This window comes from Dermacoccus sp. NHGro5 (assembly GCF_017565385.1).
In the GTDB taxonomy this organism is placed as follows: Bacteria; Actinomycetota; Actinomycetes; order Actinomycetales; family Dermatophilaceae; genus Dermacoccus; species Dermacoccus nishinomiyaensis.
In genome coordinates this window covers 1-25,172 of sequence record NZ_JAGEKQ010000021.1, presented here as the reverse complement: position 1 = coordinate 25,172, position 25,172 = coordinate 1, and the positions used below count along the sequence as shown (strand labels likewise).

At 68.7% G+C, this 25,172-nt stretch carries 24 protein-coding genes and 1 pseudogene; 14 read left to right on the top strand and 11 right to left on the bottom strand.

Annotated features, from left to right (window positions below; all coding sequences use genetic code 11):
- Positions 1 to 98: 98 nt before the first annotated feature.
- Positions 99 to 1,139, bottom strand: coding sequence for a DNA cytosine methyltransferase (locus J4Z35_RS10020; protein WP_074040852.1), 1,041 nt, complete (start codon positions 1,137 to 1,139; stop codon positions 99 to 101).
- A gap of 416 nt (positions 1,140 to 1,555) precedes the next feature.
- On the opposite strand from J4Z35_RS10020, the gene mobF reads away from it, so the two are divergent.
- Positions 1,556 to 5,077, top strand: coding sequence for a MobF family relaxase (gene mobF / locus J4Z35_RS10015; RefSeq protein WP_074040851.1), 3,522 nt, complete (start codon positions 1,556 to 1,558; stop codon positions 5,075 to 5,077).
- 8 nt (positions 5,078 to 5,085) lie between these two features.
- On the opposite strand, the gene J4Z35_RS10010 is transcribed toward mobF, so the two are convergent.
- Both J4Z35_RS10010 and J4Z35_RS10005 read right to left on the bottom strand, forming a co-directional pair.
- Positions 5,086 to 5,451, bottom strand: a complete 366-nt coding sequence (locus J4Z35_RS10010) for an Lsr2 family protein (protein WP_074040887.1) — start codon at positions 5,449 to 5,451, stop codon at positions 5,086 to 5,088.
- Between the two features lie 50 nt (positions 5,452 to 5,501).
- A complete protein-coding gene (locus J4Z35_RS10005; RefSeq protein ID WP_074040850.1) occupies positions 5,502 to 6,272 on the bottom strand; it encodes a hypothetical protein in 771 nt (256 codons plus the stop codon).
- Between the two features lie 141 nt (positions 6,273 to 6,413).
- Here J4Z35_RS10005 and J4Z35_RS10000 point away from each other — a divergent pair, with 141 nt between their 5' ends.
- The 4 genes from J4Z35_RS10000 (at position 6,414) to J4Z35_RS09985 (ending at position 8,916) form a co-directional block, all read left to right on the top strand.
- Entirely contained in the window at positions 6,414 to 6,647 is a 234-nt protein-coding gene (locus J4Z35_RS10000) for an addiction module protein (protein WP_083603968.1), read from the top strand.
- On the top strand, positions 6,644 to 6,955 hold the full coding sequence (locus J4Z35_RS09995; RefSeq protein WP_074040848.1) for a type II toxin-antitoxin system RelE/ParE family toxin: 312 nt from the start codon (positions 6,644 to 6,646) through the stop codon (positions 6,953 to 6,955). The genes J4Z35_RS10000 and J4Z35_RS09995 overlap by 4 nt, the downstream gene beginning before the upstream one ends.
- Positions 6,956 to 7,009: 54 nt before the next feature.
- Positions 7,010 to 7,486 (top strand): hypothetical protein, encoded by a 477-nt coding sequence (locus J4Z35_RS09990; protein WP_144767686.1) that lies wholly within the window; start codon positions 7,010 to 7,012, stop codon positions 7,484 to 7,486.
- Positions 7,487 to 7,836: 350 nt separating this feature from the next.
- Positions 7,837 to 8,916, top strand: coding sequence for an FAD-dependent oxidoreductase (locus J4Z35_RS09985; protein ID WP_074040846.1), 1,080 nt, complete (start codon positions 7,837 to 7,839; stop codon positions 8,914 to 8,916).
- 167 nt (positions 8,917 to 9,083) lie between these two features.
- Here J4Z35_RS09985 and J4Z35_RS09980 read toward each other — a convergent pair.
- Positions 9,084 to 9,302: pseudogene (locus J4Z35_RS09980) on the bottom strand (ethanolamine utilization protein); the annotation flags it as partial.
- 126 nt (positions 9,303 to 9,428) lie between these two features.
- On the opposite strand from J4Z35_RS09980, the gene J4Z35_RS09975 reads away from it, so the two are divergent.
- From J4Z35_RS09975 to J4Z35_RS09935, 9 genes are all read left to right on the top strand, one after another.
- On the top strand, positions 9,429 to 9,986 hold the full coding sequence (locus J4Z35_RS09975; RefSeq protein ID WP_131941892.1) for a hypothetical protein: 558 nt from the start codon (positions 9,429 to 9,431) through the stop codon (positions 9,984 to 9,986).
- A 338-nt stretch (positions 9,987 to 10,324) separates the two neighbouring features.
- The gene (locus J4Z35_RS09970; protein ID WP_074040844.1) at positions 10,325 to 11,020 is read left to right on the top strand and encodes a copper chaperone PCu(A)C; all 696 of its coding nucleotides are present in this window, start codon (positions 10,325 to 10,327) and stop codon (positions 11,018 to 11,020) included.
- Positions 11,021 to 11,045: 25 nt separating this feature from the next.
- Entirely contained in the window at positions 11,046 to 11,633 is a 588-nt protein-coding gene (locus J4Z35_RS09965) for a copper resistance CopC family protein (protein WP_074040843.1), read from the top strand.
- A gap of 437 nt (positions 11,634 to 12,070) precedes the next feature.
- Positions 12,071 to 13,102, top strand: coding sequence for a Dyp-type peroxidase (locus J4Z35_RS09960; RefSeq protein WP_160126269.1), 1,032 nt, complete (start codon positions 12,071 to 12,073; stop codon positions 13,100 to 13,102).
- Positions 13,103 to 13,322: 220 nt separating this feature from the next.
- Positions 13,323 to 15,068: a pyruvate dehydrogenase gene (locus tag J4Z35_RS09955; protein ID WP_074040885.1), complete on the top strand. Its 1,746-nt coding sequence runs from the start codon at positions 13,323 to 13,325 to the stop codon at positions 15,066 to 15,068.
- A gap of 260 nt (positions 15,069 to 15,328) precedes the next feature.
- Positions 15,329 to 16,651, top strand: coding sequence for a hypothetical protein (locus J4Z35_RS09950; RefSeq protein ID WP_074040842.1), 1,323 nt, complete (start codon positions 15,329 to 15,331; stop codon positions 16,649 to 16,651).
- Between the two features lie 116 nt (positions 16,652 to 16,767).
- A complete protein-coding gene (locus J4Z35_RS09945; RefSeq protein WP_074040841.1) occupies positions 16,768 to 17,289 on the top strand; it encodes a 2'-5' RNA ligase family protein in 522 nt (173 codons plus the stop codon).
- A gap of 187 nt (positions 17,290 to 17,476) precedes the next feature.
- On the top strand, positions 17,477 to 18,469 hold the full coding sequence (locus J4Z35_RS09940; protein WP_074040840.1) for a 5,10-methylenetetrahydrofolate reductase: 993 nt from the start codon (positions 17,477 to 17,479) through the stop codon (positions 18,467 to 18,469).
- A gap of 278 nt (positions 18,470 to 18,747) precedes the next feature.
- A complete protein-coding gene (locus J4Z35_RS09935) occupies positions 18,748 to 20,037 on the top strand; it encodes a lipase family protein (protein WP_143181274.1) in 1,290 nt (429 codons plus the stop codon).
- 273 nt (positions 20,038 to 20,310) lie between these two features.
- Here J4Z35_RS09935 and J4Z35_RS09930 read toward each other — a convergent pair whose 3' ends face one another.
- The 7 genes from J4Z35_RS09930 to J4Z35_RS09900 form a co-directional block, all read right to left on the bottom strand.
- Entirely contained in the window at positions 20,311 to 20,697 is a 387-nt protein-coding gene (locus J4Z35_RS09930) for a hypothetical protein (protein ID WP_006945166.1), read from the bottom strand.
- A 161-nt stretch (positions 20,698 to 20,858) separates the two neighbouring features.
- Positions 20,859 to 21,020 (bottom strand): hypothetical protein, encoded by a 162-nt coding sequence (locus tag J4Z35_RS09925; protein ID WP_156444999.1) that lies wholly within the window; start codon positions 21,018 to 21,020, stop codon positions 20,859 to 20,861.
- A gap of 14 nt (positions 21,021 to 21,034) precedes the next feature.
- Positions 21,035 to 22,405, bottom strand: a complete 1,371-nt coding sequence (locus tag J4Z35_RS09920; protein ID WP_208065561.1) for a threonine/serine exporter family protein — start codon at positions 22,403 to 22,405, stop codon at positions 21,035 to 21,037.
- A gap of 241 nt (positions 22,406 to 22,646) precedes the next feature.
- Complete coding sequence (locus tag J4Z35_RS09915; protein WP_083603971.1) at positions 22,647 to 23,462, bottom strand: FAD:protein FMN transferase; 816 nt, start codon at positions 23,460 to 23,462, stop codon at positions 22,647 to 22,649.
- Positions 23,463 to 23,502: 40 nt separating this feature from the next.
- Entirely contained in the window at positions 23,503 to 24,021 is a 519-nt protein-coding gene (locus J4Z35_RS09910) for an FMN-binding protein (RefSeq protein ID WP_074040838.1), read from the bottom strand.
- A gap of 29 nt (positions 24,022 to 24,050) precedes the next feature.
- Positions 24,051 to 24,926: an FAD-binding oxidoreductase gene (locus J4Z35_RS09905; protein WP_347813545.1), complete on the bottom strand. Its 876-nt coding sequence runs from the start codon at positions 24,924 to 24,926 to the stop codon at positions 24,051 to 24,053.
- Between the two features lie 113 nt (positions 24,927 to 25,039).
- Positions 25,040 to 25,172, bottom strand: a 133-nt coding sequence (locus J4Z35_RS09900; RefSeq protein ID WP_208065564.1) for an integrase core domain-containing protein, incomplete at its 5' end; no start/stop codon positions are given.

The following is a 25,172-nucleotide window of genomic DNA, read 5'->3' as shown; positions in this document are numbered from 1 at the left end:
GTTCGGCCCAGGCCGACTCTCCGCCTTACTCATCGTTTCCTCCCCCCTCCACTGTAGGGATGACGGCCGACATTGGACGCAGGCAGCGGCTGAGCTGACTACGCTGTGACCGTCTGGGTAGCGCTCGCCGACGTGGTTAGCGCAGTCGAGGTGGCCGCCGCGAGCGAACGAGCCACGGGCGGTGGCACAGCGTTCGAGACCTGCTCCACCTGCTGTGAGAGAGTGCCTTCGAGGACGAATGACCTCGGGAAGCCCTGCAGGAGCATCGCCTCATAGATGCTGAGCCGACGCGCTCCGTCCGGATGAACATGAATCTCGCGATGTCCGTAGGCGACCGTGGGACTTGGCTTGTCCCACGACAGGCGTCGGAAGCTCCTAGTGGGCGCGGGCGCAGCGGTCTCGCCCTTGAATCTCTTGGACCGCGGAGTCATCGTCCAATGGTTCGGATGTGTCGGGATGTCGTCCGCTGAGAGGCTTCGCGAGAAGAAAACTGGCTGAGGCAGGTGACCAATTGCGCCGCGCACGGTCAAGTCGACTCCCTCGCGGGAGATTGTCTTCGGCTTGAAGGCGCTAGCGGCTGCCTCGTTCTTGAATCCTGAAATGATCACACGGTTCCGTGTCTGGGGCACGCCGTAGTCGAGGGCCGAGTGGTCGGCGACACCCGCCGTGAGTTCCAACTCTTTGAGGCGAGCCAGGATCCCACGGAATGTCACCGAGTGCTTCGCATCGCGGATGCCCATGACGTTCTCGAAGAGCACGAACTGCACGTCGTAGCGTGTTTGCAGCGCCTGAACGATCTCAAGGTAGAAGGTTGGCATTTGATTTCGGGGGTCATCAGCGCGAGAGTTCGAGTTCGCGCGTGAGAATCCCTGACACGGGGGCCCGCCGATGATTCCGATGGCCTCGCCATCCGTCAGCGCCTTCGCGATCTCATCCAAGACGGCGAGGCTGCCGGACGCCTCGTTCCGGATCGTGATGTCCGCCGCAACTGACATGGTCGCTGGGAAGTTGCGCTTATGCGTCTGCACCGCGGCCACCATCCGATCGACAGCAAAGGCGATTTCGTAGCCCTCCAGATGGAAGCCAAGATCAAGTCCTCCTGCACCCGAGAAGAGGCTCACGATGCGGGGCAAGACCATCGGGCGCTCCTTCGGCTACGCAGGCACCCGACTGGGCCTTTCCGGCCTAGCGTACCGGCATCGCCGACTCAGATCAGACCGCTGTCGGCGTGTCGTGAGGCTCCTTCTGCTTGTGTCGGCTATTGCTTCCTCGCCCCCTACCAGAGCGCGCCGGAATGGTCCGGATGGGGCAGCTTAACGCGAACAGACGGAACGGGGCTGTTCGGACTGTCCGGTGGAAGCCAGGGCGCTAGCGGCAGGAAAGCTGTGGTGAATTTCGATTCCTGCGCGCTTCCCTACTCGACCAGTCGGACACTCCGAGGAGCACCTCCGATCAGTTCCCCGATTCACCTTCCGCATGAAGACCTCGTCGGGCCCTCTCCCCGGCCGCCGCCTCAAGGGGCCCTCGAAGGGATCGGGTCACGTACCTGTCTTGTGTGACGGTGTCGATGCGTGTGCTCAGTGCGGGGGAGGGGTATCGGTATCTCCTCAAGAGCATCGCGGCCGGTGACACCGGGCGGGACCTTGCGACGTCACTGACCCGCTATTACGCGGAGGCGGGAACCCCGCCGGGATTCTGGCTTGGTACTGGTTTGACCGGTCTCGAGGATGCGGCCGTCGCGGACGGTGAGGTGGTGACGGAGGCCCAGCTTCGTCATCTGCTGGGACGGGGTGAGCATCCGACGACGGGTGAGCAGCTCGGGCGGGCGTACTTCGCGTTCAAGCCGTTGCGGGAGCGGGTGAAGATCCGCACTGGCAGGTTGTCCGAGGATCTGAACGCTGAGAAGCGGGAAGCCGCGGTGGAGAACATCGTCCGTGAGGAGAAGGAACGCAAGCGCCCGCGCACCGTCGCCGGGTATGACTACACCTTCTCCGTCCCGAAATCGGTCTCCGTACTCTGGGCCGTTGCAGACGGCGGCACACAGGCACTGATCGGACAGGCCCATCACGCGGCAATCCGGGAAGTCATCGATCTGATCGAGCGTGACGTCGCGGCGAGCAGGACAGGCACGAACGGTGTCGCGCAGGTCGACGTGCGGGGCGCGGTGGCGACCGCGTTCGATCACTTCGATTCCCGCGCGGGCGACCCTCAGCTGCACACGCATGTCGTGATCGCGAACCGGGTGCAGGCAGCGGACGGGAAGTGGCGGACGCTGGATGGCCGGCCCATGCACGCGGCCGTGGTCGCGTTGTCTGAGCACTACAACGCGGTGCTCGCCGACCACCTCACCCGTGTCCTCGGGCTGGGGTGGGAAGCTCGCGATCGCGGCCGGGACCGCAACCCCTCGTGGGAGATCACCGGGGTGGGCGACGCGTTGATCGATGAGTTCTCGTCCCGGTCGGCCGCGATCGACACGGAGAAGAACCGGCTCATCGACGAGTACGTCACGCGTCACGGGAAGTACCCGTCAGAGACGACGATCATCCGGTTGCGCCAGCAGGCGACCCTCGCCACCCGTCCCGCGAAAGAAGTCCGCTCCCTCGCTGACCTGACCGAGGAATGGCGTGGACGGGCGACCCACGTGCTGGACGAGGAATGCACCACGTGGGCGACGCATCTTCTCGAATCCGGCACCGCCCGGGGAACCCTGCGCGCAGATGATCTTCCGCTGGACCAGGCCACCGCGATCGGTGAAGTCGTCGTCGCGCAAGTCGGGGTGAAGCGGTCGACGTGGCGGCGCTGGAATCTGCATGCCGAGGCATCCCGGCAGACGATGGGACTGCGCTTCGCGTCCACCACCGACCGGGAAACGATCATCGGCATGATCGTCGACGCCGCCGAGACTGCGTCGCTGCGGCTGACCCCGCCTGAGCTCGTCGTCCCGCCAGCGGAGTTCACTCGTCCGGACGGGTCGAGCATGTTCCGTCCGAAGCATCACACGGTCTTCTCCTCGACCCGCATCCTGGAAGCCGAAGACACCCTCCTCGCACTCTCACAGGCCACGAACGCCCCCGCCGTGCCGCTGCGCACCGTAAGCGCAGTCGTCTCCCGGCGAGACGCCCGAGGCATCCGGCTGTCGGTGGAGCAGCAGGCCGCGGTGGAGAAGATCGCCGTCTCCGGGCGGAGCATCGACGTGCTCGTCGGCCCTGCCGGAACCGGGAAGACCACGACCCTCGGAGCGCTGCGCCGCGCATGGGAGAAGAAGCACGGCGCCGGCACCGTCATCGGACTTGCCCCCTCGGCCGCTGCGGCGGAAGTGCTTGCAGAGGACCTGGGCATCGAAACCGACAACACTGCGAAGTGGCTTCATGAACATGACCACGGCCGATGGGACCTGCAGCCCGGCCAGCTGGTCATCATTGACGAGTCCTCCCTCGCTGGCACCCTCGCCCTGGAACGCATCGCCACCCACGCCGCCGAGGCCGGCGCGAAGGTCGTCCTCGTCGGGGACTGGGCGCAGCTGACCGCGGTCGATGCCGGTGGGGCATTCGGGTTGCTCGTCCGGGACCGCGGTGATGCCCCCGAGCTGGCCGACGTGCGCCGATTCCACGCCGAGTGGGAGAAGACGGCGTCCCTGCACCTCCGCCTGGGCCGGACCGACGTGATCGACACCTACGACGATCAGGGTCGGATCGTCGGCGGTGACTTTGAAGACATCCTCGACGCCGCCTACCGGTCCTGGTACATGGACATCGCCGACGGCAAGAGCAGCCTCCTGATCGCGGAGACCAACGAGACCGTCACCGAGCTGAACAGCCGCGCCCGCGACGACCGCATCCTCGACGGCCACGTCTCACCCGACGGCATCCGTCTGCGAGACGGCACCCGCGCCGGGACAGGAGACATCATCATCACCAGGAAGAACGACCGGCGCCTGACCACCGGCGGAGGGGCGTGGGTGAAGAACGGCGACCGGTGGCGCGTCGCCGAACACCACGACGACGGTTCCCTCACCATCGCACGTGCCGACGCCCGCCACGCCACCACCGTCGTGCTCCCCGCTGGCTACGTGGCAGACAACGTCGACCTCGGATATGCGGTCACTGCCCACCGCGCACAGGGCGCAACCGTGGACACTGCGCACGCGATCGTGCACTCGTCTTCAATGACGCGGGAGAACTTCTACGTCGCGATGACCCGCGGCCGGGCGTCCAACACCGCCTACGTCGCCATCGACCAGGCCCACCTTGAAGAACACCAGCTCCCCGACACCGAGCCCACCGCCCACTCGATCCTCTACGGGGTCTTGCAGCATGAAGGGGCGGAGAGGTCCGCGCACGAGACGATCGAGGCCGAGCAGCAAGCCTGGTCCTCGATCGCGCACCTCGCCGATCAGTACGAGACCGTCGCGCAGGAAGCCCAGGCGGAGCACATCACGGAACTGTTTGCGCGAGCGGGCCTTGACCACGGCCTCGTCGACGAGCTGACAGAGTCGGAAACGTTCGGGTCCATCGTCGCCACGCTGCGCCGGGCAGAGGCCGCCGGGCACCGACCGGAACGGCTGATCGACCGCGCACTGAAGGCCGGGCCGCTCACTGACGCCGATGACCCGGCGAGCCTGCTGCGCCACCGCGTGCAGCAACTCGCCACGCGCACCAGCCCCGGACGCGGGCGCGGCACCCGGCGACGGTTCATCGCCGGGTTCATCCCCGAAGCATCCGGCAGCATGCCCGAGGACATGACCCGCGCGCTGACCGAACTACGATCGCTCATCGAACAGCGCGCCCAAGCCCTCGCGGACGACGCCCTCACGGAGAAGCCTCCCTGGCTGAAGGCGCTCGGCCCCGAACCTCGTCCCGATTCAGCTGCGAGAGAGCCGTGGGGGACGGTATTGCGCATGGTCGTCGCCTATCGGGAACGCTACGGGATCACCGACCACACCCCGCTCGGGGCGAAACCGGATGCCACGCAGCAGCGCCTCGATCACGAACGCATCGACGGCTTCCTTACCAGCCTCCGCCGCCGTGGCACGCCTCCGGCCACGCCCGAGGTCACGCGAGAGGGAATCGGACGGTGAGCGTTCCGTCAGGACGTGGCGTCGTAGGCGGCGACGATGGCCGCCGAGACACGTCCCCGATCGCTCACCGTGTATCCGTGATCCCGTGCCCATTCCCGGATCGCCCCCAAGTTCCGAGCCTGCGCGACAGAAGATGCCGGGCGCCCGGCTGGGCGACGCCCCGTCAGGCGTGCGGCCGTCAGGTACGGGGTGAGCACCTGCCGAAGTTCATCCGCGTGTGCCGTCGACAGGTCGATCTCATACGTGCGGCCATCCAGCCCGAAGGTGATGCTCTCACCGGTCCCGTCGAGCTCGGCGCCATCAAGGTCATCAACGAGCTGAACACCATTTTGCGTGCCATGCGTTGATCGTGACACACCACAAGGGCGTCGCATCTCTGCGACGCCCCGGCACCTCACCCCAGTGGGTTCCTATCCATATGCGGTCATCTGCCCAGTGGCTCCGGGCGGGCGTCGATGCTGTGACCAGTCACCCCGGCGGTGACCGTCGGCGACGCTGGGCCCAGCTGCCGGGCACGCTCCGATGGTGTCGCCGCCTCGGCCGCGCCAGCGATACTGCGGGTCAAGCCCACGTGTCCCAGCGAGTGATTCCACGACAGGTGATATGCGCCGCTGCGGAACTCCCTATCCCACGTCCCGACCGGTGGCGCCTTGTAGACGTGACCGTTCGCGGCTGCAGCCTGCTCCGTCTCATCTCCAAAGTCCCACTGCGCCAAATGCGCGATCGCTGCCTCCGGACCGCGCTCTTCAAGAACCGAGAGCGCGGCGTCCGCGTCCTCGCCCTGCAAAAACACCACCGACGCCCACGGCCCTTCCTGCTCACCGAACCGCCCGGTGAACACCTCCGGCTCTTCGAGCTCGAACGACGCCATCGCCAGCTCGTCCTCATTCAGATACGCCTGCTCATAGACCCACTCCGGGTAGGCGTCATCCGGCGGGCACATGCCCGAGCGGTATCTCTCGCCTGCCTTAGAGAGGAACCCCGCCAGCACCCCGACCATTCGCGACGCCGACACATCCATCCCGACACCCGCATACAGATCCGTACCTCGATAGACATGCTCGCCGGCACGCACCTCGTACAAGAACTGCATCCGACTCCCGCCGGCCTCCTCGGGCGCGCGGCCTGTCTTCTCGACCCGCAGCGACATGCCGCCGACCACCGTCGATGCCTTACGATCCAACTCCGAAGCCATGACCAGTCCTCGCATCTATCTATCCGCTCACTTGCGTAAAGAGGTACGAGACGACCACCCCACGCAGGGCTGACGACTCCTCTCACGCTCGTGGCCGGGTCAACCTCGCTGAACCGGACGGTGCCACGGTAGAATTGGGGCATGACGGTGGCTGAGGTGATCCAAGCCGCGATGGCGCTCACGCCCGAGGAGCGATCGCGGGTCGCCGACGTCCTCTACGACGCCGACGCCCCCGACCAGGCGGTCATCGACGCAGCCTGGGCATCCGTCGCTTCACGCAGGGCTGACGAACTCGAGAACGGCACGGTCACGATGCTCTCTCGCGAGGAAGCGAACGCCTACCTCGACGCCCGCGCTGCCGAGAGAAGCGTTTGACGCTCCGCGTCGGGTTTCACCCCGATGCCGTGCGTGAGCTGGACGACGCGATCCAGTGGTACGACCAGGGTGGACAGCACCGCGGCGCGAGGTTCCGCACCGACGTCGACCGGGTCATCGATCGTCTCCTCGAATGGCCGGAGTCAGCCGAGACCATCCTCGACACGCCGGCTGGCCGTGTCTTTCGCCATGCCAAGGTTCCTCACTCGCACTACCGCCTCGTCTACTACCTCACCGACGAGGCCCTGAAGATCGTCGCCATTGCCCACGAACGGCGCATGCCGCTGTACTGGAGCGGAAGAGACTGACACGCCGACGGCGACCGCAACTACCCTGAAAGCATGGCGACGATCTTCCTCACCGTGCGGGTCGCGCTCGATGACGTGGATGAGGCGCTCCGCGTTGCGAGCGGCCTCGGATACGAGGCGCGTCCGATCGGCGGCAGGCGCCGCAGCACTCTCGTGCTGGTCGAGACGATGACCATCGACGACGCAACGGACGAAGGCGCCGCCGAACAGCGGGTGCGTCACCGTGTCGCTACGGCGTTGACAGAACACGGCCTCCAATACGACCTGATCGGTAGCGGGACGGACGCATCGAGCATTACGAAGTCGCTCTTCACGATCAGGCCCATCGGCGCCACCGACGAGACCGACTCGCTCGAGATCCGCGCCGACAACCGAGCCGAGTTCGAGCAGCGCCTGGCCGCCGTGCGTTCGCTGTTCAGCGGGGAATCGTGGCCGAGTCAGGACCTCGTCGGATACGAGGTCACCGTCGATGGCCTCGCCGCCGGTGATCCCGACGTGCAGCACCTGCCCTTCCTCCCGAAACGGCGATAGATCCGCGACGGGCACGTGCAGACGCCAGCTGGGACGAGTACAATTTGTACTGTGTCACGACCCGTTTCGGCGAGTGCAACAAGCCTTTTGGTACGAGTGGCACGCAGGTGGCACGGCCGGTCTGCGGAGACGCAGAGACCGCGAGATCACGTGCTTCCCGACGAGAACCGGGAGTACTGGCCCAGAGAGGAGGGGTCGCTGCGCACGGTGACTTCGGGCTTACGCAGCCCGCTGACGTTGTGACAGCGACCCCTTCTCTTGCGGCCTATCGCTAATCACCAACAGATCGGGGAACCGCGATGACAGGAACTGACGACGGCGTTGCCACGACGCGTTCACCCGAGGTAGCGGTGATCGGGGGCGGGATCGTCGGTCTGTCGACGGCGTACGCGCTGCGGGAGCAGGGCGTGTCGGTGCGCTTGTACGAGGCTGGTGTGCCCGGGACGGGTCAATCCGCAGGCGAGTCGCGGATCTTCCGGCATGCCCACGACGACCCGCGACTCGTCGCCTTCGCGCGCGAAAGCCGCGGCATATGGGATGAGTGGGCCGAACACTTCGACGTCGAGCTGGTCTCATCAGACGGTGTCCTGGCGATCGGAGACAGCGCCCTGGCGCGGCTGCGGGTGCTCGACCAGGTCGGCGGCGTGGAAGCGCGCGAGATCGACGCGGCCGAGGTCGCCCAGCGGATGCCGCTGCTCGCTGGGTACTCGGGGCCAGCGGTGCTCGACGAGTCGGGCGGCGCGATCCGCACCCGAGCCGCGATCAAGGCACTCACGGGTGCCCTCGCCGATGCGGTCACCACCGGTGAGGTCATCTCCATCGATCCCCGCGCCGACGGGACGGTCGAGGTGCGCAGCGTCACCGACCGGGCTGTCTACTCCAAGGTGGTCGTGTGCGCCGGCCGCGAAACCGCCCGCCTGGCACGCAGCGTCGGCCTGTCGCTGCCGGTTCGCCTTGCCGCACACGTCAGGCTGACCTTCGACGTGAAAGCCGCCGCCCCGGCACGAGTCGCGTGCCTGCAGGACGGCAGCGGCGTCTTCGGCGAAGTCGGCGTCTACGCGACGCCGCTACCGGGTAACAGAAACTATTCGGTCGGACTCAGCGACACCGTCGGCGTCCGCGACGACGGAACTTTCATCGACCCGGCGGCGATTCGATCGCTGGACGAACGCGCACGCGAATACGTCACACGGGCGCTGCCCGGTCTCCACCCAGAGCCGCGCGACTTCCTTCACTGCTGGGTGACCGACCTCCCGTGGAGTGAGGACGGCGTGGCCGTGTGGGAGGCAGACTCTGTCCTGTTTGTGGCTGGTCACAATCTGTTCAAGCAGGCACCTGCGCTGGGTCGCGCTCTTGCCCAGGCTGCGACCGGCGGCGGTGTCCGCGCCGAGCTCACGCCCGAAGCGCGCCTCGGCGAGGCCCAGAGCTAGGGCGTGTCCCCCCAATCGCGGGGGACCCGCGATTCTGGCCGGCAAACTGTTCAGCGAACCCACGATCGAGAAGGTGGACGTCCTGGGCCTCTAAGCTCCCCGCCTGAGACTACGACCTCGTCGAGTGTGTCGCTGTGCGATGTTCAGATCGCACAGCGACACACTCGTCACAATGGGGTCACGTTGGTGGCTGCCTGCAGTGCGGCGGCAAGGTAGCCCGCGGAAGCACCGACGCCCTTGTCCGCGACGTAGGCGGGCGTACCACCTGCAACCACGGTCCCGCCGGCGTCGCCCGCGCCGGGTCCAAGATCGATCACGTGATCGGCCACCGCGACAACGCGCATGTCCAGCTCCGCGGCGACGAGCGTGTTGCGCGCATCGAGCAGCGGTTCGTCCTGGCTTGTAGGAGCACCGGTTTCGCGGCTCGCATGCACGCTCGCCGAGGACGCGGTGTACCCGGCCTCACAGCGTGGCTGGGCGGGCGCGCTGGGTGCTGCTCGTAGACTAACTGGGTGGAGCTCGGGCAGAAACAGCAAGTGCGCTGGGTGCGCAGCCTGCTCGTCGCTGCCCTGACGGCGTGCTCGGCGGGCGCCGCGCACGTCGCCGGTGGCGGGCATCGCGCACCGGTGCTGCTCCTCATCTGCCTGGCGGTGATCGGCACGCCGATCATGCACGCGGTGAGCAGGCGACGCTGGAGTTTCGCGCAGCTCGTCGGCGTCATGGCAGTCGCGCAGCTCGCGCTGCACGCGGCGATGTCGACGCTCATGCCCGCCTCGATGACGATGCCGCACCACGCGAGCGCCGCCGACGTCAGCGCCGACGGCACGAGCGCGACGATGGCCGCGAGCCATATCGGCATGACATGGCTGTTCGCCGCGCTCCTCGCGTACGGCGAGAGGGCGCTCGCCTGGACGATCCGCGTCCTCGTACCGCAGATTCAGCTCGCGCCGTTCGGTGAATTTCCGACGGCCTGCACGGTGTTCGACGACATTCGTGCGCCCCGCCTGGTGACGCTGCACGCCCCGCGGGCCAGCCGCGCCCCACCGGTGAGTTTCGTTCTCTCGCACTGATCCTCGGATCTTTTCCCTCTCTCACGGGCCTGGCCATCAGGGCTGTCGACATGCGCCTCACGGCTGTCGACCGAGCGTCCGCATCGTGCCGGTGCGGTGCCCCCTGGTGTCAGGGGGGCCTGACGAGCGCACGACGGCATGAACCGCCCGTGGCCGCGCGCCATGTCGGCGTCACCCCCGTCGCGCATCGAGCGGCCCGGGCGCCCCGCGCGTCCTGCGTTGCCCGGCAGCCGTGAAATCGCCGCAGCGTTCGTCGCATCCATCGGCGACGCCACCGATGCCCCTGGCCGTGAGAGCCGCCGCGACGCCACGTCGCACCCAGAACGAAAGACCTCACCATGAGCATCACCATCACGTCCGCCACCCGCCGCACCCGCCGTCTGACGGCCGTCGCCCTCCTGACGCTCGCCGCGCCGGCAGCGCTCACCGCCTGCTCGTCGGAAGATTCAGGCACCTCGGGCGACTCCAAGAGCGCCGCATCGTCGGCGCCGGCCACGTCGACGTCAGCCACGTCGAGCGCCGACGCCACGATGGCGTCGCGCATCAGGCCGTCAGACACCTGGGCGAAGGCCGCCGATTCGGGCATGAGCGCCGCGTTCGGCACGCTGAAGAACACCGGGACGAAGCCCATCGTCGTCACCGGCGCTCGCGGTGACGCCGGGCCGGTGCAGTTGCACGTCACGCAGAAGACCGCGACGGGCATGGAGATGAAGGAGACGAAGTCCTTCACGGTGCCCGCCGGCGGCTCGCTCGAACTCAAGCCGGGCAGCAGCCACCTCATGTTCATGAATCTCTCGCACGCGCTCAAGGCAGGCGAGACGCAGAAGCTGACCGTGACGTTCGAGGACGGCTCGCACACCGACGTCAGCTTCCCCGTACGCGCCTATGACGGTGCGAAGGAGAAGTACGCGGGCTCCGGCCACGCGCAGCACTCGTCGGAGGCGACCCACTCCGGCGACGCCCACTCGAGCGGCATGGGTTCGCACTCGGCCGGCTCGACCATGCCAGGCATGTCGACCACCCCCTCCCACTGACCTGACGGCCCGAAAGGCTCCCACGATGAAGAAGATTTATGCCGCCCTCGCGCTCGCCACGACGATCGCGTTCGCGCCCGCCGCATCCGCCCACGACGAACTGACCGGCACGACGCCGAAGAATGGCGCGACGGTGAAGAGCGCGCCGTCATCGCTCGAGCTGACGTTCGCCGAGAAGCCGCTCGCCGTCGGCAACCAGATCTCCGTCAAGGCACCGGACGGATCGACGTCGAAGGCCACGCCGAAGGTCGACGGCAGCACCGTCAGCGCCCCGTTCGCGGGCCACGGTGACGGCGCGTACACCGTGACGTGGCGCGTCGTCTCCAGCGACGGTCACCCCATCAGCGGGTCGTACACGTTCACGCTGAAGGGTGGCACTGCAAGCACTGCGGCGCCGTCGACGGCAGCGTCGTCCTCGGTCGGCGCCGCGTCGTCGTCGCCGCGCGCGACGGCCACGACGACGTTCGACTCGCCCGCTCCGTCACCTGCGGCGGAAGCGCACGAGGACGCTGACGGCAGCGCCGCGTGGAGCGTCGTCGCCGCGGTGGCGGGTGTCGTCGTGGTGGTCGGCATCGGAGTCGCGCTCATGGCGCGGCGCCGTCGCGGCCAGTGAGCCTTCGCCGTCAGCGTCGTGACGATGCGCGGGGTGCCTCGACGGAGGTGCCCCGCGCGGGCCGCGGTCAGGACGAGGAGGGTTCAGGTGATGGTCCGTCTCGCGTGGATCCGCAGTGCCCAGCCGGCCCATCGGCGGCGACGGCCGGGGTGGCGCGCGAAGGTGGACGAAAATCGCAGAAGGGTACAGGAATAGCCGATGGGGGCGGGGCCTCGCGGCGGGGACTGATCGCCGGGTCGTTCGCGAGCCTCGGTGCCGTTGCGCTCGCGGCGTGTGATCGCGCGGGGTCGGGAGCGTCGGCGCCAGGGGCTGGGCCAGGTTCCGGGGCGGTAGGTTCGGGATCCTCGAATGCCTCGACCACTCAGGGCGCGCGTGCCAGCGCGTCGGCCCATCCGGCGCGCTGGCACGTGCCGAGCGGTGCGCCGCGTCAGTCGGGTGTGACGACGCAGCCTGGCACGCACGCGCACTGGCTCGGCCTCGACCTCGCGCGCGATGCGACCAAGGACGACCTGCGTCGTGCGCTCGTCGTCGTCGACGACGCCGCGTCGCGCTTCGTCGCGGGGTCGACGCCGCTGCCCGACATCGCGCATGAACTCGCGTTCGATGCCGGCGGCGTCGCGATCGCCGTCGGCCTCGGGCCGCGCGTGTTCACGCTGCGCGGCGTGCGGGCGAAGGCTCCGTCGTGGCTCGCGCCGATCCCCACGATGCCGATCGATCGGTTCGAGGAGCCTTGGGATCAGACGGATCTCGTCATCCAGATCGACGCGGCCAACCCGGTCGGGGTGAGCCACGCGGCGACGCAACTCGTCAGTGCGCTCAAGGGCATCGCGACGCCGCGCTGGCAGCAGCGCGGTTTCCACGCCGGCGCGCGCCCGAGCGATGCAGGTGTCACGCGCAACCTGTTCGGCCAGCTCGACGGGCAGGAGCAGCCGAACGTCGACGGCAACGAGGCCGACCGCGTGTGGAACGCCGCCACCACCGACGCGCCGTGGATGGAGGGCGTCACCGGTATGGTGATCCGCCGTATCCGCATGGACGTCGACGTGTGGCAGACGCTCGATCGCACCTCTCAGGAGAACGCGATCGGCAGGCGGCTGACGAACGGCGCCCCGCTGACGGGCACGTCAGCGCACGACCCGATCGACCTGGACAAGACGGACGAGCTGGGCCTCAGCGTCATCAACCCGGCGGCCCACGTGCCGCGGGCGCGGCCGGCGAAGACGGGGGAGCGCATCCTGCGCCGCCCCTACAACTACGAGGACGCGCGCGCCGACGGCACGAGCGACCGCGGGTTGATCTTCGTCGCGTTCTGCGCCGACGTGGCCGCGCAGTTCGTGCCGATCCAGCGCCGCCTCGCCGAGGCCGACCTCCTCAATACCTGGACGACGCCCATCGGCTCCGGTGTGTACCTGCTGCCGAGCGCCCCGCGGCCCGGAAAATACCTGGGCCAGAACATCGTCGAGGCGTGACGCGTTGCGTGCACCTTGTCGGCAGGGTGCCTGCGAATGCCTCTTTCGTCACGTTGACGGGTGCCGCGAGGTGTCGAAAACCGCGGAATGACGGGGTTGTCGGTGGCGGATGCCAGAGTTCACATCGCAAACTCGTTGACGGGATCTGCCGCGCGTACTTGACTGAAATCAAAACGTGTTCACGAACGAGGCGGCGGGTGCCGCCGGAGGAGTCAGCTCGATGAAGCTCGCCGAACAGATCGTCTCCCAGCTCCAGGCCGCCGGTGTGCGCCGCATCTACGGCATCGTCGGAGACAGCCTCAACCCCATCGTCGACGCCGTGCGCCGCACCGGCGGCAGCGCGAAGGGCGGCATCGACTGGATCCACGTGCGCCACGAGGAGGTCGCCGCCTTCGCCGCGTCCGCCGACGCGCAGGTGACGGGCGAACTCGCCGTCTGCGCGGGCTCCTGCGGCCCGGGCAACCTGCACCTCATCAACGGCCTCTACGACGCGAACCGCTCCGGCGCGCCCGTGCTCGCCATCGCGAGCCACATCCCGAGCGCGCAGATCGGGCAGGACTACTTCCAGGAGACGCACCCCGACCGTCTCTTCACCGAGTGCAGCGTCTACTCCGAGCTCATCTCGACGCCCGTGCAGAGCCCCCGCGTCGTGCAGGCGGCGATCCAGCACGCCGTCACGCTCAAGGGTGTCTCCGTCATCACGCTGCCCGGTGACATCGCCGACGAGCCCGCCACCTCGGACGTGACGCCCGTCGCCGTGCCCGAGCCGGGCGTGCTCGTGCCGCCGACCGGAGTCGTCGAGAAGCTTGCCGCTGAGATCAACGCGGCGGAGAAGGTCGCCATCTTCGCCGGCGCCGGTGCCGCCGGGGCACACGACGAGCTCATGCGGCTCGCGAGCAAGGCCAAGGCGCCCGTCGGGCACTCGCTGCGCGGCAAGGACTTCGTGCAGTACGACAACCCGTTCGACGTCGGCATGACGGGCCTGCTCGGCTACGGCGCCGCCGCCGAGGGCATCGAGGACGCCGACCTCATGATCATGGTCGGCACCGACTTCCCGTACGACCAGTTCCTGCCCGACACGCGCACCGTACAGATCGATGCGCGCGCCGAGGTGCTCGGCCGCCGCACGGCCGTCGACCTGCCGATCCAGGGCGACGTCAAGGCGACTCTCGACGCCGTGCTGCCGCTCATCGAGGAGAAGAAGAACTCGAAGTTCCTCGACAAGACGCTCAAGAAGCACGAGAAGCTCATGGACAAGGCAGTGGGCGCCTACACCCGCAAGGTGGAGAAGCACACCCCCATCCACCCCGAGTACGCCGCGTCGCTGCTCAACGAGGCCCTCGCGGACGACGCGATCGTCACCGCCGACACGGGCATGTGCAACGTGTGGTCCGCGCGCTACATCCAGCCGACGGGCCGCAGCCGCCTCATCGGCTCGATGCTGCACGGCTCGATGGCCAACGCGCTGCCGCAGGCCATCGGCGCCCAGTTCGCGCACCCCGACCGCCAGGTCGTCGCGATGTGCGGTGACGGCGGCCTGTCGATGCTCATGGGCGACATGCTGACGGCACGCGCCTACGACCTGCCGCTGACGCTCACCGTGTTCAACAACTCGACGCTCGGCATGGTCAAGCTCGAGATGCTCGTCGACAAGCTGCCCGACTTCGGCGTTGACGTACCCGAGGTCAACTACGCCGCCATCGCTCAGGCGATGGGGTGGCACGCCATCCGCGTCGAGAACCCGAAGGACCTCGAGAAGGCGTACGCCGAGGCGCTCTCGCACAAGGGCCCGAGCCTCGTCGACATCGTCACCGACCCGATGGCGCTGTCGATCCCGCCGAAGATCACGAGCGACCAGGTGTTCGGGTTCGCGACGGCCATGTCGCGCATCGTGCTCAACGGCGGTGCCGGCGAAGCCGTCGCGATGGGCCGCTCCAACCTGCGCAACATCCCGCGCAGCTGGTGACGGCGCTCCTCGCCGCCCGCTGAGGCGGGCGGCGAGGCCGAGGAATGAAAGCGGTCTCGTCCTGGTGTGGCGAGCCGCACGGTGTGAGTGCCAGGCGAAATCTGTCTGGGTCCTGCGATTTCCTCCAGGCGTTACTACAGGTGTAGTGTGACCGGATGGGGCCTGGGGAAGTACGGTTGAACCACGGCCCGGCAGCTTGCCGCGACGCGAGCGGCCGGCCCCCACGAAACCGCCCGCATCCCGTCCTTCGGAGGAAGCCCATGGCGCAGCGTCTCGACGAGTCTGCTCCTGCACAGACCACCGCTCGCGAGCAGATCCGTCAGTTCGCCCCCCGCCTCATCGTGCTCGCGCTCATGTGCGTGATCGTGCAGGGCCTCATGGGGCTTTCGTACATGGGTGCCTTCGGCAAGCCGGAGGCGAAGAAGGCGCCGTTCATCGTCGTCAGCCACACCGAGGGCAACGCCGGCTACATCGCGAACAAGCTCAACGCCATCGACGGTCAGCCCGTGCTCGCGACGATCAGCACCGACGAGAAGGCCGCCATCGAGCAGGTGAAGAAGGACGAGGCCGTCGGCGTCTACGTCTTCAACCCGAGCAAGACGGAGAAGAACCCGAAGGACACGCTCTACTACGCCTCGGCTCAAGGCGCCTCGCGCGCTCAGGTGGCGCAGACCGTCGCGACGAAGACGTCACAGAACGCGAAGCGCGGCCTCGTCACGCATGACGTCGTCAAGGCTGCGCCCGACGACGCCCGCGGAACCGCCGCGTTCTATCTCGTCCTCGCCTGGATGGTCGGCGCCTACCTGCTTCCCGCGTCGATGACGACCGTCGTCGGCAACCGCTCGCACACCGCCGTCGGGGCGCGCATGCGTCTGCTGCTGTTCGCCGGGTACGCGGTGCTCTCGGGCATCGTCGGCACCCTGGTGGCGCAGCACATGCTCGACGCGCTGCCCGGCCCGTTCTGGAAGATCTCCGCCATGGGCATGGCGCTCGTCTTCGCCGTCAGCACGTTCACGTTCGGCCTGACGTCGGCATTCGGTTCGCTCGGCGTGGGCCTCGCGATCCTGCTGTTCGTCATCCTCGGCAACCCCTCCGCCGGCGGTGCGTTCGCCTACGACGTGCTGCCCGAGCCGTGGCGCTCGGTCGGCCCGTACCTGCCGAACGGCGCGGGGGTCGACGCCGTGCGCTCGATCGCCTACTTCGGCGGCGTCGACCTCACCCGCCCCCTGTGGGTCGTGGCGGTCTGGGGCGTCATCGGCCTGTGGATCCTGTTCATGATCGGCAACAACACCTACCGCTTCGCCCCGGGCGGCGTCGACGCGAGTGACGACGACGGCGTCGGCGCCGTCGGCGAGTTCGTCGAGCATCAACTCGGCCACCACCCGCCGCACAGGCAGGAGGGCGGGCGGGGGCCCGGCTACGAGCGCGAGTCGCGGGAGCGGGCGTCTGAGACCGCCTCGAACGATGACGTCGACGGCCGCGGCGACGGCGGCGACCGCACCGCCGAGCTTCCCCTGCGGCGCGACCGCCGCGAGCGTCACGACACCGCCGACCATTCCGGCGACGGCGACGCGCTGGCCTGACGGACGCCGCGCGGCGGCCTGACGACGGCCGGAGCATCCGCATGGAAACCACCCCTGGGGCTCAACCGAGCACCTAGGGGTGGTTCTTCATCCTCTGACCTCGGTAGCGTCAAGTCATGGCCGACTGTGCGCTCGAGTTGAGTTTCGACGAGCGCAGCGCCACCGCCGTCGAGGAACAGTGGCGGGCGCTGCGATTCTTCGGCCTGCCGTCACAACTCGACCACCGTGGCATGACGAACGCGCCGCACCTGTCGCTCGTCGTCGCATCGGCGATTCCCGACGACGTGATCGCACGCGCCCGCGACTTCTTCGCCGCCGCGTTGCCGATCCGTCTCGACGTGCGCGGCCTCATCGCGTTCGGCGCGGGCTCACGGGTGACGCTCGCGCACCTCGCCGAGCCGCCCCGTGTCGTCGCCGATGAGGTGGCGGCGCTGCGTCAGGCGTCACCGCTCGTCCGCCACCCGGTGTGGACGCCGCACGTGACGCTCGGTCGGCGCATCCCGCGCGATCGACTCGGGGAGGCCATGGCCGCCGTCGACGCCCGCGGTGGTGAGCCGGCGCCTGACGTCCTCGTTGCCGACCGTCTGCGGTGGTGGGATCCCGCGACCGCGACGATCGACGTCCTCGCCCAAGCCTGACGTTGCCCCGGCCGTGCGGAGCCCCGCGGCACCCCTCAGAGCCGCCGTCATCGCCCGGAAGCGCGTCATCCGTGACGCGTTTCCGGGTCATGATCCGCTGCTTTCGGTCCGCGGCAGACGGCTGCTCGTCTCACGGGTCGGCGCGCGAATCGGGGGTTCATGAGGTGCGGGCCTAGCCTCGATCGTCATGAGCGCCCATGCCGAACGCACCTTCGCCGACCTCGTCACCGACGAACGTGAACTGCTGCTGTTCGCCATGACGCCGCCGCGCGCGACGACGAGCGCCGAACGTGCGCAGGAGATCGCCGACGCGACCCTCACGCGTCTCGACGGCCTCGATGTCGACGCGCTCATCCTCTACGACCTCGACGACGAGTCGGATCGCACCGATGACGACCGGCCGTTCCCCTACCTCGAGACGATGGACCCGGCCGACTTCCTCGCCGGCCCGCTCGCCGGGTGGGACGGGAACGCGATCGTCTACCGCTGCGTCGGCAAGTACGACGAGGCGCAGCTGCGCGACTTCCTCACCTCACGCCGCCAGGGTGACGCGACCGTCTTCGTCGGCGCTAGTTCGTCCGACAAGCCGGTGCGGACGAGCCTGTCGCGCGCCGTCGACCTCGCCGCCGAGCACGAGCACGTGACGCTCGGCGGGGTCGTCATCCCCGAACGCCACGCACGCACGACCGCCGAGCACGAACGGCTGCTGCGCAAACAGGAGTCGGGTGCGGCGTTCTTCGTCAGCCAGGTCGTCTATGACACCGGCGAGGCGAAGAACACGATCAGCGACTACGCCTACGCCTGCGCCGAGCGGGGCATCCGACCGGCGCGCCTCATCTTCACGCTGTCGCTGTGTGGCTCGGAGAAGACCCTCGACTTCCTCGAATGGCTCGGCGTCGACGTGCCCCGCTGGGTCGGCAACGAACTGCGCCGCAGCCACGACACCCTCGAGGCGTCCTACGAGCACTGCCTCGCCGCCGCGCACGAACTCGCCCGTTTCTGTCGCTACCTCGACGTGCCGTTCGGCTTCAACGTCGAGAGCGTGTCGACGCGCCGCGTCGAGATCGACGCCACGGTTCAGCTCGCCCGCGACATCGCGCGCGTTCTCGAACGAGGCGCCGGCAACGAAGCCGAGGTGCCACCGCAGGAACGTCAACCGCAATCAGCGTTCGGCGCCTGACGGGGCGGCGGGGCTTGCTCGGGCTGCTCGGAGTCTTGATGGGGCATGCAGCGGCGTCGGTTTTGGAAACCCCAGACCAGCCGCCCTGGGAGGGGTTTTCGACCCGTCGGGCCACCCGTCGTGACGGGAAGATCGCGATCTCTCACCCGATTACGCTCGCGTAACTTTTCGGATCGCCGTTCCCCAACCGCCCCCGCGGGAGGGTTACTGTGCGTTGGGTCACATCGCGTGGCTGCTTCATGCCGGTCCCCGGAAACTCTCCCCCCGAAGGAACCCCCATGCGCCGAAACCGTCTCGCCGCCGTCGCTCTCACGTATGCCGCCACCTCCACCGCCTGCGTCACGACGATGGCTGCAGCGCCCGCCGCCCAGGCCAGCACCGCCACCTTCTACACCGCGCCCGCCAGCGTCCCGGCCACCCCCGGCACCCTCATCAAGAGTGAGCCGTTCTTCACCGGCCTCGGCGTGTATGGCAAGACGACGCGCATCATGTACTCGACGCGCGACACGAACGACAAGCCGACCGCCGTCACCGGCGCCTACATCGAGCCGTGGGCGAAGTGGGCAGGCCCGGGCCCGCGTCCCGTCGTCAGCTTCTCCGTCGGCACGATCGGCCAGGGCGACCAGTGCGCGCCGTCGAAGATGCTCACCTCCGCGCTCAACCTCGAGGTTCCCGGCTCGATCGGTGTCAACTACGAGACGACCGCGATGAACAAACTGCTGTCGAAGGGCGTCGCCGTCGTCGTCACCGACTACGTCGGCCTTGGCATGAACGACCGCGTCCACAGCTACATGAACCGTGCCGACCAGGCCCACGCGGTGCTCGACGCGGCGCGCGTCGCGAGCAAGGTGCCCGGCGCGAGCGTCACGGCCGACTCGAAGGTCGCGACGTACGGCTACTCCCAGGGTGGCGGCGCTTCCGGCGCGGCCGTCGAAGCCGCTCCCGCGTACGCGCCGGAGCTGAACGTCGCAGCCGCCTACGTCGGCGCGCCACCCGCCGACCTCAACTCGGTGCTCTCCGGCGTCGACGGCAGTCCGATCGCCGGCGTCATCGGATACATCATCAACGGCGCCTTCAGCGAGTACCCGGCGCTGCAACAGATCGTCGACGACAACTTCAACGGCAACGGCAAGGCGATGCTCGCGAAGACGAGCGGGCAGTGCACCGCCGACACCGTCCTCGCGTTCGGTGGCAAGAAGACGTCGCAGTACACGAAGACGGGCGAATCGCTCGCGCAGATCGTCGCGCGCGAACCGGCGCTCTCCGAATTCATCGACGCCCAGCGCATCGGCCGCCTCAAGCCGACGGCTGCCGTGCGCGTGGCGACGGCGAACGCCGACGACCTCGTCACGCACAGTCAAGCCCGCCAGCTCGCAGTCGACTGGTGCGGCAAGGGCTCCAACGTCACGTACGCGCCGCTGAGCAACCCGAGCACGGGCACCAAGTCGATTCTCAACCACCTCGCCCCGTACATCACCGACCAATCGGCCGCGCGCGACTGGGTCGTCGACCGTCTCGCGGGCAAGCCCGCGACGTCGAACTGTGGTTCCATCGCCGGGATGCCGTGACACCGGGACGCCGTGCGATCTGACGCGTGATCGACGAACCGCCCGAGAATCCTCGTGATTCCGGGCGGTTCGTGCGTACCGGCCCGTCCGGCCCGCACCCGGCCGCCGGGCAATGTGAGCAGCGTGCTTGGCGGGGCCCGCACTTTCCGTCGTGTCGGGGGCCGCATGGAGCGCGCAGGGCTGACACTGCGGCGTGTTTCACGTGAAACACCGCAGCCCCCGTCTCGTCGACGGGGGCTGCGGTGTTGCGCTCGACGTTGAGGTCGAGACGCGTCAGTGCGTGCCGCGCTCGATCAGCGTTCGGTGGATGATCGAACCCGCGCCGATGCCGATGGCCAGCGCGGAGAAGAACGCACCCATGGCCGGGTACTTGAGGAAGATGACGGGCGAGAGGGCGACCAGCACGAGGCAGATCGCCGCCATGCCGGCCGGCGGCAGCTTGAGGAATGTCTTGTATGCCGCGAACCCGAGGACGTTGCCGAGCAGCCAGCCGGCGAGGGGGTCGATCAGCCAGCTCGGCTCGGGCAGCAGACCCTTCTCGGGCTGGAAGATCCACAGCAGCAGGATGAGCACGCCGAGGGCCGTGACGTCGATGGCGACCCAGGCGGCGGTCGGGAACGTGAAGTCGTCGTCGCGACGCTCCGTGGGTGAGGTGCTCATGCCAGACCTTTCAGCGTGGACTCTCGGCGAGGTCGACGGGCGTCGACGTCGAACGTCAGCGCGTCGGCAGACACGCGTTCCTTCATTTTCCCTGCAACGGCGCGTCCGGCGCCACCGATTCGGTCAGATTGGTGCCGGATAGCTTGCGCTGGGCAGGGCTGTCAGCCCCGGCGCCGCATCTGCATGACGATGAAGCACGCGACGCCGACGACGATCGCGAGCACGACGGCGAGGGAACCGCCCGACAGGCGCGCGAGTGCGATGCCCAGTGCGACACCGCACAGGGCGAGGAGAAAGGCGCGCAGGCGCGGGGACGACGTCATCGCTCCAGCGTAGATCAGGCGGGCCGGTTGGGACGGCGGCGGCGGGTGCGTCGGATCGTGACGCGCAGCCCGCGCGCGGCGCTCGTGCCGAACACGAGCCCGAGAGCGATCCCGATGATGGCGCCGGAGGCATTCGTCGCCGTCTTCCACGACTCGTGAGGGTCGATGGCGAGCTGCGTGACGCTGACGAGCCCCAGCGAGCCGGGCACGAGCAGCCAGAAACTCGGCAGGAACAACACCATGCGCGGCAGCGTCGGGCGGGCGAGCGCCATCACCCATGCGCTGAAGGCGGCGATGAAGGCGCCCGCGCACGCGCCGGCCCAGGCGGGGTAGGCGAGCCAGTTCTGGATCGACCACTGCGTCGCGTACGTCAGCGTCGTCACGGCGAGCACCCAGGGTGCGAGGCGCCGCGGCACCGACTCCATGAGGCAGATGCCGATCGTCACCGCCCCGAGGCCGATGAACCCGGCGAGCGGGCCCAGCTCGTCGACGCGGGTGTTGACGAAGGCGCTGCTCGGCGCGTGCGTCAGCAGGCTCGCGCCGGCGACGCCTGCGGCGAACATGACGAGTTGCGCCGTGCCGTGCGCGAGGCGAGCGGCGCCGCTGACCATGGCGCCGGCGACGAGTTCGCTGAGGCCCGTGACGATGAGGGCGCCCGGCAGCAGCACCGCGACGGGTGGCAGCATCGTGCGCAGCGGACTGGCGACGAGACCGGCGTCGAAGGCGGCGAACGCGGCGGCCGCGACGATGAACCCGGCGAACAGCGGCAGCAGTGCCGCCGGGACGAGACGACGGCCCGTCAGGCGGATCAGGGCGACGGTGACGGGGCTCGCCAGGGCCGCGAACAGCACGCTCGGCCAGGTCGGTTGGAGGATCCCGGCGATGCCCGCTGCGACGACGAAGCCGCCGAGGTACATGCCGACGACGGGAAAGCGGGCGCGTTGCCTCCTCAGGCCGCGCAGCGTGGCGAGGGCGTCCGCAGGCGTCAGCGACCCCATCTCCAGACCGTGCTGGATCGCGGCGACACGCGCCGTCTGATCGAGTCGCAACGAACCCTCGACGAACTCGAACGTCGCCGGCTCACCATGGCCGAGCCCCAGCGTCACGCCGTTCGGGTTGGCCTGCATCTGCACGCCGGGCAGCCCGATGGCGCGGGCGGCGCGCACGACGTCCTCCTCCGCCTCGTGCGCCCCCGCTCCGGCGGCCATGTGAGCAGCCGCGAGATAGACGAGCAACTGACGCGTCTGCGCGGGCGTCATGCGGTCGTCAGCGGGGGACGCGGCACCTTGCGCGCTCCTCGGCGCGGCCCCTTGCGAGACGCTCGGCGCGACGTCGCGCGCATGCGTCGTCTGCTGCGACGGGTCGGACGGGATGGGCGAGCTCACCCGGCGATCCTAGAGCCGCCGGAGGCACCGAGCGTCCGCGAAAGGCTCCTCGCCCCGTCGCTGCGCCACCGCAGCCCCGCCGTTTGACGTCGCCGCCCGACGTCGCAGCGCCCGAGAACTCGCGGCCACCTGGCCCGTGCCCGACGGCGATTCTTGTCCACGTCAGCGATTTGCGGCCACCTTTACTGCCAGTGGCCCAACTGTTTACCTGCAGTAAAGGTGGACGAGAATCGCGGAGGTGTCAGGCCTGCAGGTGCGCGACGCGGTAGCTGGCGGCCATGCGACTGAAGGCGAGGGCGTCGGGTTCGAGGAAGCAGGCGGTGGCCCACACGTCGGCCCAGACCAGATCCGGCCCGACGACGGTGACGCTCGCACACCCGCACCCGTGCCCCATCGGCGATTCCTGTCCTCTTCTGCGATTTTCGTCCACATTCGTCCTCGGATCGACGATGTGGGCGCCGCGCTGCGCGGTGCCTGATGTCGCCAGCGCGCCCTGCGTCAGCTCGATCGTCGCGACGACGCTCGCCGCGTCGCGCGGATCGCTGATGCCGACGCGCCACACGCGTTCGATGCTTGCACTCGCGCCCGCCCCCGCGTCGCACGTCAGGTCACCGCCGGCGTTGAGGCAGAACACGATTCCGGGGACGGCGCGCAGGACGTCGGCGGCACGCTCGACGGCGAAACCCTTGACGAGGCCCGTCGGGTCGTACCCGCGGCTGCCGTCGGGACCGACGAGGTCGGTCGTGAACAGGCCATTCGTGACGGTCGCGGCTTCCTCGCACAACGCGCGAACGTCTGCGTACCAGGGGTCCGCCTCGGTCTCGTCGAGCTCACCGCGGCGAATACGCATGAGGTCGCTGTCGGCGCGGTAGGTCGAGAACACGTCGTCGGCGCGGTGCAGGGCGGCGAAGGCGCGGTGGGCTGCGTCGGCCAGTTCGTCTGTGCGTGAGTCGAACTCGTCGTGTGCGACGCGAATATGGAGCGAGACGGCCATGCCCATCGTGTGTTCGACGAACGCTCGGGTGCGCCACGGCGGTTCCGGGGTGGTGGGCATCATGATCTCTTCTCGCGTCGAAGCGGTCGTCATCATCGCGGGCTCAGATGTGGGCCTGGTCGAGCGCCGACTGCAGGCTCTGGATGTAGCCCGTCGAGGTGTACGTCGCGCCGGAGACCATGTCGATCGAGCTCGTCGTCGTGCCCGTCGCCTCGGAGTTGAGCGTCGGGATGGCCACGGAGTTGATCTCCTGATCGCGCGAGTTCTCGCTCGGGTAGACGATGGCCTCCGACGAGGTGACCTTTCCGTTCGCGACGGTGATGCGCACCTGCACCGGCCCCCAACGCGTATCGACGCTCGTGCCCGTGTAGGTCGCGGACTTCGCCGAGCCGGACGTGGAAGCCGAGGCCGCGGGCGTCGAACCCGAACCGGTGCCGGACCCCGATGTCGTCGTCTGCGTCGATCCCGCCTCGCTCTGGCCCGTCGTGGTGTTCTGCTGCATCGCAACGGTGTTCGACGCCCCAGCCCCGCCGGCTGCGACTGCCTCGGTCGACGTGCGGTAGCTGAACAGCAGCACCAGCAGCGTCAGCGTGCTCATGGCCCACCAGGTGATGCGTTTCATGATCGTCCTCGCTCAGTAAGTCAGTAGGTTCAGTAGGTGAAGTGCTCGACGTGGATCTGCTCGCGCGGCACGCCGATCTCGCGCAGCGCCCGCTCGACCGCGCGCATCCACCCGGCCCCGCCGCAGACGTAGACGTCGCGTTCGCGCACGTCCGGGCAGGCGAGCAAGAGGGCGTCGGCGTCGCTGAGGTGACGGTGATCCTCGGGCAGCCAGCTCTCACGGCCGGGGATGCGGTGGCCGCGCAGCACGATGTACTGGCCACCGCGCGCGGCGGTGATGGCCTCGATCTCGTCGTCGAGCACGAGGTCGTCGTCGGTGCTGTGACGGTGGATGACGGTCGCGTCGAGCCGCCCCGTCGCGGGGTCGCTCGGCAGTTCGTCGAGCAGGGCGCGTAGCGGCGTGATGCCGATTCCGGCGCCGATGAGCAGCGACGCCCGGGTGCGAGCCGCACCTGCGTGCATGCGACCGTACGGTCCTTCGAGGAGGACGCGCGTCCCCGGCGTCAGCGTCGACAGGCGGCGTGAGCCGTCGCCGATCATCGCGGCGGTGAAGCGTAGCTCGACCTGCCCGTCGTCCCTCACGCGAGGCGCGGCGGACAGCGAGTACGGGTTCGCGCGCGTCACGCCCGGCCCGCCGAAGCGCCACTGCAGGAACTGGCCGGCGCGCGCGTCGAGTGCGGCCGTGGCACGCCCCACGGCGCTCACGTTGACAACGCCGGGCGCGATCTCCTCGACGTTCGTCACGCGCAGGCCGGCGCGCTGGGTGCGCGCGAGCGGTAGCAGCACGCGGAACACGATGACGGTGAGCGCCACCGCCGCGTACAGGGCCCACCAGAACGTCGTCGCGACGGGCGAGGCGAGGAAGTCGCGGCCCGTCCACAGCTGGTGCGGTAGGGCCAGACCCACGCCGAGGTAGGCGTACAGGTGCAGCAGATGCCAGCTCTCGTAGCGCAGCGCGCGCGAGCGCGGGGACCGAGTCGCGCTACCGGGGCGCAGCGGTTTGATGCTGGTGACGACGACTAGGTGTGATGACCAGCCAGGTTGTCCAACCGGGTGATGGGCGCGACTCTGCCGATGGCTGAGTGGGGCCGGTGGTGGTTGTACTGGTGGATCCATGGTGCCAGCGCCGCGAGCCGGGCGTCTTCGCTGTCG